The following is a 16811-nucleotide window of genomic DNA, read 5'->3' as shown; positions in this document are numbered from 1 at the left end:
TAGGCCCGACTATGGCCACAACGCGAATATTCGCGTCACTTTCAGTTCACCACCGGCAACAACCGCTCGGCAGCCACCGAAAGCCGCTGCCGGCCGAGTTCGGGCCAGGCCTGCACCGCGCAGAACGGGGCGCACTGGTCCTGCGACGAGCGGGTGCCTACATGAACGCAACATTGCACGAGGCGCTCTTCGATCATCGTCGAGATGTCCATGAACGGTTTGACCGTGATGCGGACGATCCGCTCGCCGAGTAGTCGTCTCATCCGACGACGTCGGCCAGGTGCGGCCGCAGAAGCCAAGGTCAGCAGCGTGCCCATGCCCAGATCGCAGTTCTCGCAGATCAAACGCCACAGATCGGACATCTGCGGGTGCGACAAAGATGATTGTTCAGACAACACACCCAGCAGCGATTCGCGCACCGCCAACCGCAGATCGCGGGGAATATCACTGTCGGCAATACGGTTTGCGACCAGGCCTAACTTGGCTTTCAGATCATCGTGACCGACCAACGAGACCAACGATCGCCACCGTCCACTGTCGTCGCGCAGCATGTAGCCGACAGAACAGCAGTGCGGATGAGAACACGGCAACGCAGTCAGGTCCCGCCACGTAACCAGATCACTTGTCTGTGGCGCCAATCGTTTGAGCACACCGGTGTGGGTGAGCCGTTCGTTCGGGTCGATGAATCCCGAACGTCCTGAACCGAACTGGGGCTGAATACACACGCCGCCGACGTAGGGCGTCTGCAACGCAAGGCGAATAACGGCGCCAATTTCGTCGTCGTTGATGCCTATCGCCGCCGTCATCACCAGAGTGGTGAAGATTTCTCGCTCGGAAAGTCGCCTCAACGCGTCCCGTTTGATGCGCCGAAGGTCGCCACCACGGTGATATCGGTGGGCTTTTAGCGATAGCCCGTCGTACTGCAGATACACCTCGGCACGCCCGCGGTTCTCGGCCAGCAAGTCGAGCAGATCGTCATCTTGCGCAATCCGTAAGCCGTTAGTATTCAACAATATTCGCGTTATCGGCCGAGCACTTAGTTCCGCTAGCAGCTCGGGTAGCCGTGGATGCAAAGTGGGCTCGCCGCCACTGAGCATCAACACATCGAGGTGGCCGTTCTCGCGTTCAAGGCGCTGATCAACGTTGGCGAGCACGTCATTTAGCGCCACTACATTGCGCAGGTCCGGCGAGGAGTCAGCGAAACACGTCGGGCAACGCAGATTGCAAGTCGCGGCGATGTCCTCGAGCAGGATACAAGTATGTTGCGTCTGCATCTGCGGCAGACCACGCAAATATGCCGATGGGATTGGATCGAAGTTGGCTGACATATCCGGGACGTGCGCTTTCGTCGGCGCCGTCCATTCCTCAAGGTAAGTAAGGATTTCCGCATCTTCGTCGTAAAGCGTCCGAACCAGGCCATGCGAAGGACAACCGCGCTCCAGCCAGACAGATCCATCCCGCACTGCGAGCCAACCGCTGAGCCGCGCAACGCGACTCAACGGCCTATCAGGTTCCTCGTTGTGACAGTGCGGACAGAAAGCATTGACATAGCGGTGAATGCGGTCTTTCCGTAAATCCATTCCTGTCATGTCAATGACCCGTACATCACCGGGTTTACCCCCGTACAGAGGCCAGCAGTGACGATCGATGACAGAGCCCAACCAATCATCAGCCCCATACCTATTCCCCTCGCCCAGGGATTGCGCTGGGCCACTAGCGCACCGCCGCCTCCAAACGCGATCAGCCCCAGCAAGATCGCCCCGGCGAGCAGAACCACGTTGGACGAACCAGCCAAGCCAAGCCCCAATACCACCATGACCGCGGCAACCAGATTGATTGCGAAGTAGACGAATACGCCGATGGCAGCCGCTGCGGCAATCTCGCCACCGGATGTACGCCGCGGCGGAGACCAACCAGGGTAGGGCTGGTTCACACCGTATGGCCCTCCCGGGGGAGGCCAACCTCCTGGAGGAAGATCGGGCGGTGGGTTGGTCATGTCGGCACCGGCTGCCGTCGCACGATTGCGTGATAGTAGCCGCGGCGGAATCCGTAGCCTAGCCGGGCAACAAGGAGAACGAGGGAAGGCAGCAAAAACCACTGCGGCCTGGTCAAATCCAGCCATACCGTTTCGTTTTCCCGAACAAACTCGACAAAGAACCGGAACAACGCATAACCCGCCACGTAGAGAACAAACAGCTCACCGGGATGTGTCACCCGATTGCGCAACCACAGCAGAACCACGAACGCGGTCAACTGAAATCCGATCTCGTAGAGAAACGACGGATGCATCGCCGCGCCGCTGAGGCAACCGGGACATTCCGGTGTGGTGCTGGCCGCATGGATGCCCCACGGCAGGCTCGTTGGGCGTCCGGGTGCTTCGGTGAGATGGCAGCCGATGCGCCCGACCGCCATTCCGAGCGCGACCGCCGGGGCGAACATGTCGCCGGTTTTACCGGTGTAGCCGCCAACCCGCTTCGCGATCAGCACGCCACAATATGCGCCCACCAACCCACCCAGAATGCTGCGAGACCCGAATTCCCAGGCCTGCAGCAACGTCGGGTTCAACCGCACATTGACATGGGTGGCCCAACCGGATAGCCGCATGCCAATTGCCCCACCCACCAAAGCCCCCGTCACGGCCACTAGGGATTGGTCGTTGATCGCTCCACGCCGACGTGCTTCGGCAACAAATACCAACGCTGCAGCCAGCACTCCCAGCGCCACGAACACACCGTGTACCGACAGCACCAACGGACCCATCCGCCACTGCCGAACCACTCCGACAGCCTATACGCCCAAGCCACGAAGCAACCCCGTATTCAGGCAGTTCGCCGCCGCAACGAAACGACCGGCAGAAAGCACCAACCGACAACACACGACGACTACGTCGTATTGACCGGTCCCGCCCGCGCGACCGCTCGAGCCGTACCGGCAAACGCGCCTACCAATTCGACGGCGACTACGACGTCGAGATCCCAGACTCGGCACTCGGTGACGCGGACCGTCATGCCGCGCGCGACGGCCGCCGCGCTGGCACAGGCCGCTGAAGCCCCCGATGGCAGGCGCGCAGCAGCAGCCAACGCAGCAAGATCAGCCGCTGCCTGCGCACGGTGGCGCGTCACCACGGCTGAGCCCAAATACGCACCGACTCCGGTCAAACACAGCAGGGCTGCGACCGCCGCCACGGCCACCACAGTGACCGAGCCGGCGTCACCGCGGCTCGACGGCAGAGACCGATCTCGCTCCAATGTCCAGCGACGGCAACAGGTTCGAATGCGCGACAACCGTGGCAACAAAGAACTCACCATCCCGCCGAACTCGGACCAGTGCCGCGGGAGGCGCGATGCGGCGAGCAACCTCCAAAGCCAGCTGCTCGTCACCACGGGCAGCCAACCGAGCCGCCTCGCGGGCCGCGTCGACACAGCGCACCTGCATGGACACCGCAGTGATGCCCGACAAGCACAACGCCATGACCAGCACCAGAGCGACGATCGCCAGAGCCGCCTCAACAGTGCCAGCGCCCGAACTCGAAGCTAAACCTTGGTGCGCAGCGCACGACCGATGAGGTGGGTCAGCGCCGCCACCACAGAATCGCCGGTGACGACCGTGTAGAGGATCGCGCCGAACGCCGCCGCCGCTATCGTTCCGATCGCGTACTCGGTTTTTTAGTTTTACATCCAATGAGGCGCTGGTTTTCGTCAGCCGCCTGGCCGCGCCAAGAGGCTACGTAGGCAGGCCTCTAACCCGATCAACGCGGATTCGACGTCCTGCCACTCCTGTTGCCACCGACGGTCAAATGCCGCACTTCGCTGGGACAAGTGCTGAGAACTCTGCAGCAGTTGGTTGGTTAGCTCAGCAACATCTCGCAGCGCCGGGTCGGCGCTCCTGCTTGACTCCATCACAACGGGCCTCAGAATTTCCATGCCATACTCAGCGGCGACTAGACGCTGTACTGAAAGAAGCATGCGATGTGTTCGGGTACGGAGCAAGTAGGCGGATTTCAAGTCGTGGGCGGCTTCTCGAACCTGGCTTATACGGTCAAGGCATTGCTGTACGCGATGCATAGTTCCTTACACCATTCAAAATAGTTCGGGCAATGTATACGGACCGCAAGCCGTCCGCGACAGTTGGCGAGTCGCCGAAAGGCATGCCACGGGCAATGGCAATACGGTAGGTGTAAAGCCTGCGAAATTCCTCTTTAGCATCTGCGCCCAATCCAAGTCGATCACAACACAGATCCAGGGCTCCGGTACGGCTGAAGTTTTCAGAGCCCATCAAGTATGAACCAAGTATAGAGCAATGCCTCATTACCGTGGCCAAACTTGCCAACTCGAATTCTACTGAAGTATCTCCTTGGGTTAGCGCAATTTCGCTATCGGCAATGGCCAACTCAAATGACTTTAGATCGAATAACACGCGGCGATAATGGGGAAGGTTTGTCAAATATAGACTATACAGACGCCGGCCCTCGTGGTCTGCGCTGAGAATTCGCCCTTCTATACGTAGGTGCCGTAGGAACAGAGAACCATAACCCGACATCTCGATAAACTCGCCCCACGTATACCGCACAGTCATTTCGCAGGGCAATGAAGGAGGCCTACCCGGGCAGTCGCCGATGATCAATAGATCAAGATCACTGAATGCGTCATCATCACCCCGTGCAGCCGATCCGTAGAGGACCTCTACGAAAGGCGATGTAGATTCGCCTTCTCTTATCATCTGTCACGCTCAAATACTGACGCAAACAATAGCGCGGCGACTAGAGCAGCAAAGAGTAGCCCTGCAAGCGCTTCCACGAATGCGAGTGTAAAACTGTAGCTTGAGACAAACTCGACATCAGATATACCCGACCCTGGAAGCATGTTCCCAAGACTCGCAAGCCAAGCGTCGCCAGCCGAAGCTGGTTTACCGCCCCTTTTCAAACCAGGACCGCAAAGGAACAGCACAGGAAAGACGAGCAGGGTTAGAACTGCCCAGTTCCTCAGGACGACAAGCCAACTACGGCGGTAACCCCAGGCGTAACCTCGCAGTCGACTTGCCCCCCATTTGCGGGCGGCAACGACGCGTTCAATTCCTTTGTAATGTTCTTTGAACCACGGCGCCGCACCTCGTACAGCATCGCGTAAATGCCCTTCCAGAGCCTTAGCGCCATCTTGTCGGTATAGTTCTTCATCGTATCGAAAGCCAGCTTTTTTTGCTTCCTTTGCCAGATTTTCACAGAGATGAGCCTTAAGGTTCCCTTCACTGGGAAGCGACTCCTTCAATTGGGCATGTTTGATAAAACAGCTGACAAATGAATTGTAGTATCTAAAATCACACGACCGTATGTCGATCTTCGACAAGTCGCTGCCGAGAAATTTGCATCCCGCGAAGGTGCATTTTTCAAGCCTTGTAGCACGAAAATAACAATCGATGAACGCGCAATCGGAAAACTCCGCTTGTTTAAAAACGCAGTTCTTGAAGCTTACATTAGCGAAAGTGCAATGCTTGAATTTAACGTTTTTGAAGGTTGATTCATCCGCACGTATCGCTGCGTAGAGTCGGTCTGTGCCGCATTGGCCAGGAGGAAGTTCGGTAGCAATCTCGCGGCCGACAAGATAGGCGCCATCCGAAGTCACAGCAATCGGTATATCACGTCGACGCATACAATGCGTTCGGTTCCCAAAACCCCGAAACCCGTACAGGATCGGGCAGACGCATTACCCGGCGATCCCGCAGGTACCCCCGCAGGTATACCCCCTGGGTACCCACGCTCACCCACACCCCGACGACCAACACGCATACCCAGCACGCACCCCACACCCACGCCCTACCTAGCGGGGTGTGTACCCGCGCAGGCACCCCCTACCTACCCCTACCCCCGGTGAGCGTGTTGCGACTCCCGCTACGCGCAGCAACCTACCTTCCCCTTAGCAGTCCTACTCAAGAGGTAGCAGGCCATTAGCAGATAACGACCCACATTGTCGGGGTCTTCCGATAGCCTCAGGCGCATGCGGATTCCGGACCCAGATCCAGATGGTTGGGTAGAACCAACCGCATGAGTGCCAAGTTACAAAGGATGCTGTGATGATCGACGGCACTCCCATTCCCGGTCCGATCGCTATAGACGGTGTCAGCGTCCAGCGCATGGGCTACGAGCGAACCGGAAGGGCGACGCTGAATACCGTAACAGTAACTTTGCTCGTAGGTGCCGTGGACATCGACGATGACGCGGTAGGGCAGGTTGATGTACTCCTATCTCGCTCGTCCAAGCTCGATTAGGTGCGTTTGGATTCGTTGCCGCTGATATCAGCGCTCATAGATACGGGTGGGAAACATGGCTGAGGAAGTCTGGTGGACCAGAGAGCAGCAAACGGTGGCGTCTTAGGACTGGTGTAAAAACGCTGGGCGCATGTTCCTGGTGGTCATGTTACGCGGCGGTGGTGTCGGTCGTGGTTGTTGTGGTGGGGGGATGCAGTGGGCGGGGTGGCTCGAGCAGTTGGTGGCGTAGTTCTTGGAGGTGGCGGCTGGTCGCTGATGTTTGGGTGACTCCGCGCCAGCCGCGGCTGGCGCGGTCGAGGACGGCCCATACCAGCGACAGACAGCTGGTTTCGCCGGGTAGGCGGCCGATGACCTTGACCCGGCGACGGGATTCTCCGAAGGTGCGTTCGATGAGGTTGGAATGGCGGATGCGTGTCCAGTGTTGGCGGGGGAAGCGCAAATGCACGCTCAGCGAGGCGAAGTCGTTGGCCAGGCAAGCGACCGCGGCTGGGTAGAGCCCGCGGTATGTGGTGGTGAACTCCTCGGCGCGGCGGGTGGCTTCATCCACGGCCTGCTGGCCGGGTGGCTGGTCAATGTCATCGAAGATCGACCAGAACGCGGCTTTGATCTCGTCCTGGACCGCGACAGGTGTCTTGGCGATGACGTTACGGCAGCGATGGATCAGACACCGCTGACGCAGGCTTGCCGGAAACGTGGTCTCCCATGCGGCGATCAGGCCCGGCGCCCCGTCGGAGATGCCCAGTAGCGGCGGGCGTAGTCCCCGGTTCCTCAGGTCAGCCAAGAAGTCGGCCCACGCATCAGCCGACTCCGCTGCGGCTGGGGCCAGCCCAATAAACAGGGGCTTGCCGTCGGTGCAGATGCCCCAGGCGGCCAGCACCGGCTCGGCCGGGGCGTTGGGATGCATCCGAAAGTTCGAGGCATCCAAGAACAGGTAGTCCAACACCAGCTCATCAAGGCGTCGAGACGACCACGCAGCGAACTCGTCTTTGATGGCCGCACAAATCCGGCTCACCGTCGAGCGCGACAACGCCGCCTGCGAGCCCAGCACCTCGGCCAACGCGGCCTCGATGTCGCGATCCGACAAACCGCGCACCCATCCCGAAATCACCAACGCCTCCAGAGCGTGGGTGCGCGTCACCCCGGCACCGAATAGCCGCGAACAGAACCGCTCGTCGGTGTCGCGTAGTTTCGGGCGGCATAATTCGACCGAGCCCATCGTGGTCTTCACCGTCGCCGGCGGTTGATACCCATTGCGGTACCCGCCCGGGCCGTCCTGAACCCGACGCTGGTGACGGGCTCGGCCCAACACTGCTTCTACCTCGGCCTCCACGGCGACCTGAAACACCAGACGCACCGATAACCGCCCGACCTCCTCCAAAATCTCGGTCAACGGCCGCTCGGTCGCGGCGAACAACTGATCCATCTCAACACGCACACGCTCAATCGGCGATACTCGCTTGGTCACGGGCGTAGCCCCTCCTTCATAGCTTTCGTCGGTTGCGACGGAACCTACGCCCGTGACCATTTACACCAGCGATGAGACGCGACCCAGCAAACAACCACCCTCGCAGGGATCTCAGTCGTCCGAGAACATATGGGAGGCGGCGCGCAGTTCGCGGCATCCGATGCAACCCAAGAGGTTCAAGCGCTCGTGGAACGGCTCGGCGGCCCCACCGATGCGGACGGCCTGGCCCGCCTCGTAGCTGGCCTATCGAATGTGGCTGCGCTTCTGCTGGATTCGATAGAGAAAGACATCTCACGAAGTTAAAAGTCAAGCCACGAGCGAGGGAGGAGGTGGAAAGGCTAGATGTTCGGTGTAGTGCTGGCCGGTTTGCAGGCAGTGGTGGAGTTGGCCGAGGAATTTGTTGAACAGATGTCGTTGGGCTTGGTGGTTCCAGTCTCCTGCGGCGCGGCGGGTGTCGTAGTGGCGACGGGCGCCCGGCGAGGCGCGCAGCGATGCCAAAGCCCAGATGGGACCCACGGCGGCCAGGCGCCGGTTCTTGATATGGCGGTGCAACACGAGGGTTTTCTTGCCGCTGGCGCGGGTGATCGGCGCGGCTCCGGCGAATGCTTTCAGTCCGCGGGCGTCGGTGAAGCGGGCGCGGTCATCACCGATCTCGGCGAGTACCCGGGCACCGGCCAGGTTCCCCAGTCCGGGGAAGCTGGTGATGATCGTGGAGTCCGGGTGCTGCTCAAAATGGGCGGTTGCCGCCTCGGCGAGATCAGCAGCAGTGGTGCAGGCAGCCTCGAACTGACCCAGCAGCCCTGCCAATTGGATACCCATCGCGTTCTCCACGACCGGTGGTTGGTGCAGGTAGGTGTCGGTGAACACCTCCCGCAACCGTTCGATGTCACGGTCGAGATGGCGGCGGCGGCCGGCCTTGGCCAGCAGTCGGCGCAGTCGGGCCGGGGTCAGCTTGGTCGCCTGGGTGGGGGTTGGTGCAGCAGCCAAGATGGTGCGCGCATCTCGACGAGCCAGCCCGCCCTCGGGCAGGTCGGCGAACGCGGTGATGGCCGCCGGGTAGAAATCTTTGAGCACATCGCGAATCTGGTTGCCGATGTGTTGACGTGCCCATACCGCGTCTTGCTGAGCGCGGGCCAGCACCCGGATCGCCTGGGCCAACTCGGTGTCGGCGGGCAATGGGCGGTGCGCGCCGGGGTCGGTGCGCACAATATTGGCCAGCAGCACCGCGTCGGCACCATCGGATTTGGCCCCCGACACCGCATACCGTGCCCGATACCGCGAAGCCGCCAACGGGTTGATCGGATAAATCACCCGGCCAGTTTCTCGCAGCGCCGCCACCCACAGGCCACGATCAGTTTCCATCCCCACTGGTATCGGATCAGCGGCACTGTCACCGGCCTCAGCCAGCAACGTCAACAGCTGCGCGAACCCGGCCGCATCATTGCCCAGCCGTGCACGGGCTACCACCCTCCCGTCGTCATCAACCACAGCAACATCGTGATGCTCAGTAGCCCAGTCGATTCCACAAAACAAGCCCAAGACGTCCTCACTTTTTCGTCGGTGGATGGTTGCGCCGTTACCGGTGGACTCACGCGGCGCCCTAATCGCGGGACTCCAAGGTCCGTCATCTCACTAGCCGTCCGTGACTCCAGCACATCGCAGGAGGTCGCGTCTCATCGCTGGTGTAAATGGTCACGGGCGTAGGTTCCGTCGCAACCGACGAAAGCTATGAAGGAGGGGCTACGCCCGTGACCAAGCGAGTATCGCCGATTGAGCGTGTGCGTGTTGAGATGGATCAGTTGTTCGCCGCGACCGAGCGGCCGTTGACCGAGATTTTGGAGGAGGTCGGGCGGTTATCGGTGCGTCTGGTGTTTCAGGTCGCCGTGGAGGCCGAGGTAGAAGCAGTGTTGGGCCGAGCCCGTCACCAGCGTCGGGTTCAGGACGGCCCGGGCGGGTACCGCAATGGGTATCAACCGCCGGCGACGGTGAAGACCACGATGGGCTCGGTCGAATTATGCCGCCCGAAACTACGCGACACCGACGAGCGGTTCTGTTCGCGGCTATTCGGTGCCGGGGTGACGCGCACCCACGCTCTGGAGGCGTTGGTGATTTCGGGATGGGTGCGCGGTTTGTCGGATCGCGACATCGAGGCCGCGTTGGCCGAGGTGCTGGGCTCGCAGGCGGCGTTGTCGCGCTCGACGGTGAGCCGGATTTGTGCGGCCATCAAAGACGAGTTCGCTGCGTGGTCGTCTCGACGCCTTGATGAGCTGGTGTTGGACTACCTGTTCTTGGATGCCTCGAACTTTCGGATGCATCCCAACGCCCCGGCCGAGCCGGTGCTGGCCGCCTGGGGCATCTGCACCGACGGCAAGCCCCTGTTTATTGGGCTGGCCCCAGCCGCAGCGGAGTCGGCTGATGCGTGGGCCGACTTCTTGGCTGACCTGAGGAACCGGGGACTACGCCCGCCGCTACTGGGCATCTCCGACGGGGCGCCGGGCCTGATCGCCGCATGGGAGACCACGTTTCCGGCAAGCCTGCGTCAGCGGTGTCTGATCCATCGCTGCCGTAACGTCATCGCCAAGACACCTGTCGCGGTCCAGGACGAGATCAAAGCCGCGTTCTGGTCGATCTTCGATGACATTGACCAGCCACCCGGCCAGCAGGCCGTGGATGAAGCCACCCGCCGCGCCGAGGAGTTCACCACCACATACCGCGGGCTCTACCCAGCCGCGGTCGCTTGCCTGGCCAACGACTTCGCCTCGCTGAGCGTGCATTTGCGCTTCCCCCGCCAACACTGGACACGCATCCGCCATTCCAACCTCATCGAACGCACCTTCGGAGAATCCCGTCGCCGGGTCAAGGTCATCGGCCGCCTACCCGGCGAAACCAGCTGTCTGTCGCTGGTATGGGCCGTCCTCGACCGCGCCAGCCGCGGCTGGCGCGGAGTCACCCAAACATCAGCGACCAGCCGCCACCTCCAAGAACTACGCCACCAACTGCTCGAGCCACCCCGCCCACTGCATCCCCCCACCACAACAACCACGACCGACACCACCGCCGCGTAACATGACCACCAGGAACATGCGCCCAGCGTTTTTACACCAGTCCTAAGACGCCACCTCGCAGGACTTCGTTCTGTCGAAGAGCTCAAGGCTCGAGAACAACCATCAGGAAGTCACCCCTGCGACGGGCTCGGGCAACGGAATCTCACCACCAACCCGACAAGACCTGCCGCCAGACGCGCCGCTCTTTCTCAAGTCGTCGAACGACGGGAACACCAGACGTCACCTGACGGCAGATCCCGCAAGAAACAGGCCCCGGTCACCAACACCCGGACCGGTAACCAATCCCTACTAAACGAAGAGAAAGAGATTGCGTTCAATAGAACCCTGACGGCGCGGTTGCGACAGTACGACCCCAGCTATGAGATCAAATCTGAGACCGACCCAAGTCAGGCGACTTGGTCAAGTGTGCTGCGTGTAATCGAGAAAGCCGTGAAAGATATTCCCCTGATCGACTGAGAAGGGGGTTTGCCGCGATCGTCAACGCAGCAAGTCCATCCGGCTAGAAACGCTGTCTGCGTTGATCGTTCCGCCTCCGCCCGACAAGGCAGCGTGAAGCACAGCTGCACCGTTCAGCGGCATAGTTGTTGAGCTGCTGCTAGCGATAGAAGCGTTAACGATTGCGGCCGGAGTCCGGTGGCCTTCTTGCTCGGTCTCGTGCGGCACTGTGTAGCTGTCTAACAGTTCCTTGCACCTTCGGTCGTGCTCGATAGCAAGATCAAACCAGGTTGGTTCCGGCTCATCTGCAGGGAGCCCCGGCACGCGGGCGATACCTCGCGCTTCTATCCTCCGGGCTACGGCTTGCATGAAAGCTCCGTCAAGTAGCTGAGGCTTAGGCGGCCGAGTGGAGTTCAGCAACTTCGTGATTTTGCTGGCTGCGTTGCTCATTGGTTCTCCTGATCTGGTTTAGGGTCAGTCGCGGCATGTTCGCAGGCGGCGCAGGCGGTGGCGTCTTAGGACTGGTGTAAAAACGCTGGGCGCATGTTCCTGGTGGTCATGTTACGCGGCGGTGGTGTCGGTCGTGGTTGTTGTGGTGGGGGGATGCAGTGGGCGGGGTGGCTCGAGCAGTTGGTGGCGTAGTTCTTGGAGGTGGCGGCTGGTCGCTGATGTTTGGGTGACTCCGCGCCAGCCGCGGCTGGCGCGGTCGAGGACGGCCCATACCAGCGACAGACAGCTGGTTTCGCCGGGTAGGCGGCCGATGACCTTGACCCGGCGACGGGATTCTCCGAAGGTGCGTTCGATGAGGTTGGAATGGCGGATGCGTGTCCAGTGTTGGCGGGGGAAGCGCAAATGCACGCTCAGCGAGGCGAAGTCGTTGGCCAGGCAAGCGACCGCGGCTGGGTAGAGCCCGCGGTATGTGGTGGTGAACTCCTCGGCGCGGCGGGTGGCTTCATCCACGGCCTGCTGGCCGGGTGGCTGGTCAATGTCATCGAAGATCGACCAGAACGCGGCTTTGATGGTCGCGTCTCATCGCTGGTGTAAATGGTCACGGGCGTAGGTTCCGTCGCAACCGACGAAAGCTATGAAGGAGGGGCTACGCCCGTGACCATTTACACCAGCGATGAGACGCGACCGCGCAGGCCGCTGGTAACGGCGGAACCAGAGCGCACGACGTTCCTGCTCGTCGGTCCACCAGGGTTTATCACCGCTGGCGCGGACCGTTTCGAAGTACGGCACGGAACTCTCCAAGTACGCCTGATACCGCTCCTCCCGGTCGGCTTCGGCTATTTGTTTCGCCATGTAGCTGGGTCAGCCGCTCATCGCGAAGCCGCCAAAAGGATTGCGTTCTAACGGCGTCGACTCGATTCGCTGCAGGGTTTTCGCTGTTTCTGTCGGCGTGTGCATCTCGAATTCGATGCCTCTACGAACCGCAGCGATGTACAGAGGGTTCAGCCGTCTAAGTTGCGGGTCAACGTTAGACGCGTTGTGCGCTTTAGCCAGCACTTCGATTTCGGCGTGGTCGGTCGGATTCAGCACCCGCAACAAAGGCTCTGGCTTATGGCCGGCGAAGGCCGGGAGGTCGCGTAGGCTGGCCAGCCAGCTATCGATATCGCTGATCACCTGGGCGGCAGCGACGGCGTTCTGGTATGCGCCTAACGCGCTCGGGCCAGCGTCGACCAAGGCAGCTGAACTGATGTCATTCGGTAGCGCGTTGATCGCGTCTGCGAACTCCGAAACGGCCCCATGAAATTTCGGCCTCAGAGTCTCGATGACTTCTGGTGCCGCGGTGCCGGCGACATGGATAATCTTTCTCGCAAGCTGTGAGCGAACCCGCCGTTGTGCCTCTGCGAACTTCTCCTCCAAGGCGATGGCTGCCGCAAGATCGGTGATGGTCTGTTCGACGGTCTTCGCGGTAATCTTGGCGGCGTCGATAGCGACGTTGGGGCCTTGGGCGTAGCCGGCTTCGTCGAAAACGCCTATCAACGCTGAGAGTTCCTCTGGCAAGGCGCCGATTAGAGCGGGCCAGGTGTTGGCGACAGTGCGAGCTGTCGCGATCAGATCGGACATATGGGTTTGTTTCCTTTGCTGGTATTAATTTCGGGGCGCGTATTGCCCGCTATACGTCGGGGCTTGACCCCTTGGGTTGGACACGCTGAATCCCAGGATGTTCCTGGGGGAAGCGAGATGATCCACCCCTATGGCAAGGAAAAGTTACCCTGATGAGTTCAAGCGGGATGCGGTTGCGTTGTATCGGGATACCGCTGGTGCGACGATCAGCATGATCGCTGCTGAGCTTGGCTTGAGCGACCCAACGTTATCGGCGTGGTGCAAGGCCCACGGTGTGCCGATTCGGCACCGTAAACCCGGTTCGGTTGCCGTAGGGGCCCCGGGTGGCGAGACCCCCGAACAAGCGGTGGCACGGCTCCATGCTGAGAACCAGGCGTTGCGTGCCGAGAAGACCCGGCTGGCCACCGAGCGGGACATTTTGCGGTCGGCGGCCAAGTATTTCGCTGGGGAGACGAACTGGTGAGTCGCTTTCAGTTCGTTGCCGATCACCGACACGCCTTCGAGGTGAAGCGGCTATGCCAGGTCGTCGAGATCGCTCGATCATCGTTTTACACCTGGTGTCAGGCAGCAGCCACGCGGGCAGCTCAAACCGCTGCTGATGCGGTGTTGGCCGAGCGTATTCGCGCAATACATGATCAGGACAACACCTATGGGTGCCCGCGGATCACCGCTGAACTCAACGACGGTGTTGCTGATACTGAGCGGGTCAACCACAAGCGAGTAGCCCGAGTCATGCGCGTAGCGGGGATCGCTGGGTATCGGTGCCGCCGCCGTGTCCGCACAACCAGACCAGATAAAACCACACAGAAATATCCTGACCTGCTTAAACGAGATTTCACCGCTTCTGAATCCAACAAGAGATACGTTGGGGACATCACGTACTTGCCGCTGGCTAGCGGCGCTAACCTGTATCTGGCCACCGTCATCGACTGCTGGTCTCGGCGGATCACTGGGTGGGCGATCGCAGAGCATATGCGCACCGAACTGGTCGAAGATGCCCTCAAGGCCGCCGAGGCGCTACGGGGCAGTCTGGGTGGTGCGGTATTCCACAGTGACCACGGACGCCAGTACACGTCACAGGATTTCGCGAAACTGTGTACCCGGTTGGGGGTCACCCAGTCCATGGGCGCTATCGGATCGAGCGCCGACAACGCCCTGGCTGAATCGGTCAACGCCGCCCTCAAACGCGAGGTCCTCCAAGACCGACACAGCTGGGACGACGCCCCCACCTGCCGACGCGAGGTCTTTCGCTGGCTGGCCCGCTACAACACCACACGACGCCACTCCTACTGCAACCAGCTCAGCCCCGCCACCTACGAGAGGACCCACCTATCCGCTACGCTGCCCCAAGCCGCCTAACCACAAATCCCGTGTCCAACCCAAGGGGTCAAGCCCCGTCGAAGGCCACCCGATGAGGGTGGCCGGTATTGATTGGCGCTCAGCGTCTTAAGGATTGATAGCCGCTAACCTCGGAGGCCGACGATGACGACAAAACCATCGACCTACGGACAAGTCGATATGCTGTTGTTGGACGAGCTGGGTTGCATGGAACTTGGCAGACGCGGCACCCGAACTACTATTTCAGGTTTGGGCTGAGTGGGAGCCTTCTCTGGGTGGACCAAGACATTCACCGACTCCCAGCTGCCCGCAGCCATCGTCGACCACTCGGCTGGGCGGGATCATCAGTGAAACCGGCACCGAGTCCTGCTGGCCGGCCCACAGTCGCAACCAGAAATACGCTGCCCGGAAAGCTAAGTGCTGGGCGCCGCGTGTTGCCAGAGGTGCGACATCATTACCGGGTAGCGCACGGGTCGGAAGCCACCTTATTAGCCGAGCACCTTAGCGCCGTCCAACCAGAACCAATTCGAATTGAGATAGCTAGGCTCCAATAGGGGTGTGCCGAGCGTTGTCGGCTGAGCCAACCGAGAAAGTCCGCCAAAAAAACCGGTCCCTCTACCTATCTAGAAACTCTGCGGAACAAAGGCCCAAGATGATCTGTGGGCCTTCAACAGGTATGGCCGCCGGCTACACGAGCCTTCGCCTTGACACCCTGCCGAGGCGGTTCGATGCCGATGCTGTCTAGCCAAGCGTTGCGCGCTTCGTTCCGTTTCCGGCGTAGCCGTTGCATCCGGTACCGGGCATTGTCGTTGTGTTGGTGGCGTCTTAGGACTGGTGTAAAAACGCTGGGCGCATGTTCCTGGTGGTCATGTTACGCGGCGGTGGTGTCGGTCGTGGTTGTTGTGGTGGGGGGATGCAGTGGGCGGGGTGGCTCGAGCAGTTGGTGGCGTAGTTCTTGGAGGTGGCGGCTGGTCGCTGATGTTTGGGTGACTCCGCGCCAGCCGCGGCTGGCGCGGTCGAGGACGGCCCATACCAGCGACAGACAGCTGGTTTCGCCGGGTAGGCGGCCGATGACCTTGACCCGGCGACGGGATTCTCCGAAGGTGCGTTCGATGAGGTTGGAATGGCGGATGCGTGTCCAGTGTTGGCGGGGGAAGCGCAAATGCACGCTCAGCGAGGCGAAGTCGTTGGCCAGGCAAGCGACCGCGGCTGGGTAGAGCCCGCGGTATGTGGTGGTGAACTCCTCGGCGCGGCGGGTGGCTTCATCCACGGCCTGCTGGCCGGGTGGCTGGTCAATGTCATCGAAGATCGACCAGAACGCGGCTTTGATCTCGTCCTGGACCGCGACAGGTGTCTTGGCGATGACGTTACGGCAGCGATGGATCAGACACCGCTGACGCAGGCTTGCCGGAAACGTGGTCTCCCATGCGGCGATCAGGCCCGGCGCCCCGTCGGAGATGCCCAGTAGCGGCGGGCGTAGTCCCCGGTTCCTCAGGTCAGCCAAGAAGTCGGCCCACGCATCAGCCGACTCCGCTGCGGCTGGGGCCAGCCCAATAAACAGGGGCTTGCCGTCGGTGCAGATGCCCCAGGCGGCCAGCACCGGCTCGGCCGGGGCGTTGGGATGCATCCGAAAGTTCGAGGCATCCAAGAACAGGTAGTCCAACACCAGCTCATCAAGGCGTCGAGACGACCACGCAGCGAACTCGTCTTTGATGGCCGCACAAATCCGGCTCACCGTCGAGCGCGACAACGCCGCCTGCGAGCCCAGCACCTCGGCCAACGCGGCCTCGATGTCGCGATCCGACAAACCGCGCACCCATCCCGAAATCACCAACGCCTCCAGAGCGTGGGTGCGCGTCACCCCGGCACCGAATAGCCGCGAACAGAACCGCTCGTCGGTGTCGCGTAGTTTCGGGCGGCATAATTCGACCGAGCCCATCGTGGTCTTCACCGTCGCCGGCGGTTGATACCCATTGCGGTACCCGCCCGGGCCGTCCTGAACCCGACGCTGGTGACGGGCTCGGCCCAACACTGCTTCTACCTCGGCCTCCACGGCGACCTGAAACACCAGACGCACCGATAACCGCCCGACCTCCTCCAAAATCTCGGTCAACGGCCGCTCGGTCGCGGCGAACAACTGATCCATCTCAACACGCACACGCTCAATCGGCGATACT

General features: G+C 61.1%; 15 protein-coding genes and 2 pseudogenes. 3 read left to right on the top strand and 14 right to left on the bottom strand.

Features of this window, described 5'->3' with window-relative positions:
* Positions 1–41: 41 nt before the first annotated feature.
* The 11 genes and pseudogenes from ACO07W_RS12900 to ACO07W_RS12850 form a co-directional block, all read right to left on the bottom strand.
* A complete protein-coding gene (locus tag ACO07W_RS12900; protein WP_421843686.1) occupies positions 42–1580 on the bottom strand; it encodes a radical SAM protein in 1539 nt (512 codons plus the stop codon).
* A 5-nt stretch (positions 1581–1585) separates the two neighbouring features.
* A complete protein-coding gene (locus ACO07W_RS12895; RefSeq protein ID WP_421843684.1) occupies positions 1586–1996 on the bottom strand; it encodes a hypothetical protein in 411 nt (136 codons plus the stop codon).
* Positions 1993–2778 (bottom strand): prolipoprotein diacylglyceryl transferase, encoded by a 786-nt coding sequence (locus ACO07W_RS12890; RefSeq protein ID WP_421843682.1) that lies wholly within the window; start codon positions 2776–2778, stop codon positions 1993–1995. Before ACO07W_RS12890 ends, ACO07W_RS12895 begins: the two co-directional genes overlap by 4 nt.
* 104 nt (positions 2779–2882) lie before the next feature.
* A complete protein-coding gene (locus ACO07W_RS12885) occupies positions 2883–3185 on the bottom strand; it encodes an Rv3654c family TadE-like protein (RefSeq protein ID WP_421843680.1) in 303 nt (100 codons plus the stop codon).
* A gap of 25 nt (positions 3186–3210) precedes the next feature.
* A complete protein-coding gene (locus ACO07W_RS12880) occupies positions 3211–3471 on the bottom strand; it encodes a TadE family type IV pilus minor pilin (protein ID WP_421843678.1) in 261 nt (86 codons plus the stop codon).
* 62 nt (positions 3472–3533) lie between these two features.
* A pseudogene (locus ACO07W_RS12875) lies at positions 3534–3659 on the bottom strand (DUF4244 domain-containing protein); the annotation flags it as partial.
* Between the two features lie 379 nt (positions 3660–4038).
* Positions 4039–4443 carry a hypothetical protein gene (locus ACO07W_RS12870; protein WP_421846180.1) on the bottom strand — a complete coding sequence of 135 codons (405 nt, stop codon included), beginning with the start codon at positions 4441–4443 and terminating at the stop codon, positions 4039–4041.
* 171 nt (positions 4444–4614) lie between these two features.
* Positions 4615–4719, bottom strand: a pseudogene (locus tag ACO07W_RS12865) (hypothetical protein); the annotation flags it as partial.
* Positions 4716–5618: a pentapeptide repeat-containing protein gene (locus ACO07W_RS12860; RefSeq protein ID WP_421843676.1), complete on the bottom strand. Its 903-nt coding sequence runs from the start codon at positions 5616–5618 to the stop codon at positions 4716–4718. The gene ACO07W_RS12860 and the pseudogene ACO07W_RS12865, both read right to left, overlap by 4 nt.
* Before the next feature lie 791 nt (positions 5619–6409).
* Positions 6410–7684 (bottom strand): IS256 family transposase, encoded by a 1275-nt coding sequence (locus tag ACO07W_RS12855; protein WP_421840071.1) that lies wholly within the window; start codon positions 7682–7684, stop codon positions 6410–6412.
* A 348-nt stretch (positions 7685–8032) separates the two neighbouring features.
* Positions 8033–9259: an IS110 family transposase gene (locus tag ACO07W_RS12850; RefSeq protein ID WP_421845748.1), complete on the bottom strand. Its 1227-nt coding sequence runs from the start codon at positions 9257–9259 to the stop codon at positions 8033–8035.
* 257 nt (positions 9260–9516) lie between these two features.
* Between ACO07W_RS12850 and ACO07W_RS12845 the strand changes: the two genes are divergently transcribed.
* Positions 9517–10791 (top strand): IS256 family transposase, encoded by a 1275-nt coding sequence (locus tag ACO07W_RS12845; RefSeq protein WP_421840071.1) that lies wholly within the window; start codon positions 9517–9519, stop codon positions 10789–10791.
* Between the two features lie 996 nt (positions 10792–11787).
* Here the strand turns inward: ACO07W_RS12845 and ACO07W_RS12840 are convergent.
* Positions 11788–12186 (bottom strand): transposase, encoded by a 399-nt coding sequence (locus tag ACO07W_RS12840; protein ID WP_421843674.1) that lies wholly within the window; start codon positions 12184–12186, stop codon positions 11788–11790.
* 84 nt (positions 12187–12270) lie between these two features.
* On the opposite strand from ACO07W_RS12840, the gene ACO07W_RS12835 reads away from it, so the two are divergent.
* Positions 12271–12579, top strand: coding sequence for a hypothetical protein (locus ACO07W_RS12835; RefSeq protein WP_421843672.1), 309 nt, complete (start codon positions 12271–12273; stop codon positions 12577–12579).
* Here ACO07W_RS12835 and ACO07W_RS12830 read toward each other — a convergent pair.
* Positions 12538–13296, bottom strand: a complete 759-nt coding sequence (locus ACO07W_RS12830; RefSeq protein WP_421843670.1) for a hypothetical protein — start codon at positions 13294–13296, stop codon at positions 12538–12540. The two genes, ACO07W_RS12835 and ACO07W_RS12830, sit on opposite strands and share 42 nt — an antisense overlap.
* Before the next feature lie 130 nt (positions 13297–13426).
* Here ACO07W_RS12830 and ACO07W_RS12825 point away from each other — a divergent pair.
* Positions 13427–14655 (top strand): IS3 family transposase gene (locus ACO07W_RS12825; RefSeq protein WP_421840068.1). Its coding sequence is split into 2 segments (ribosomal slippage): positions 13427–13742 and positions 13742–14655, totalling 1230 coding nucleotides; the frame shifts between segments, so codons are not numbered across the junction.
* Positions 14656–15505: 850 nt separating this feature from the next.
* On the opposite strand, the gene ACO07W_RS12820 is transcribed toward ACO07W_RS12825, so the two are convergent.
* A complete protein-coding gene (locus ACO07W_RS12820; RefSeq protein ID WP_421840071.1) occupies positions 15506–16780 on the bottom strand; it encodes an IS256 family transposase in 1275 nt (424 codons plus the stop codon).
* Positions 16781–16811 lie beyond the last annotated feature (31 nt).

It is taken from the genome of Mycobacterium sp. (assembly GCF_965230835.1).
Taxonomy (GTDB): Bacteria; Actinomycetota; Actinomycetes; order Mycobacteriales; family Mycobacteriaceae; genus Mycobacterium.
This window is presented reverse-complemented; position numbering and strand designations above follow the sequence as displayed.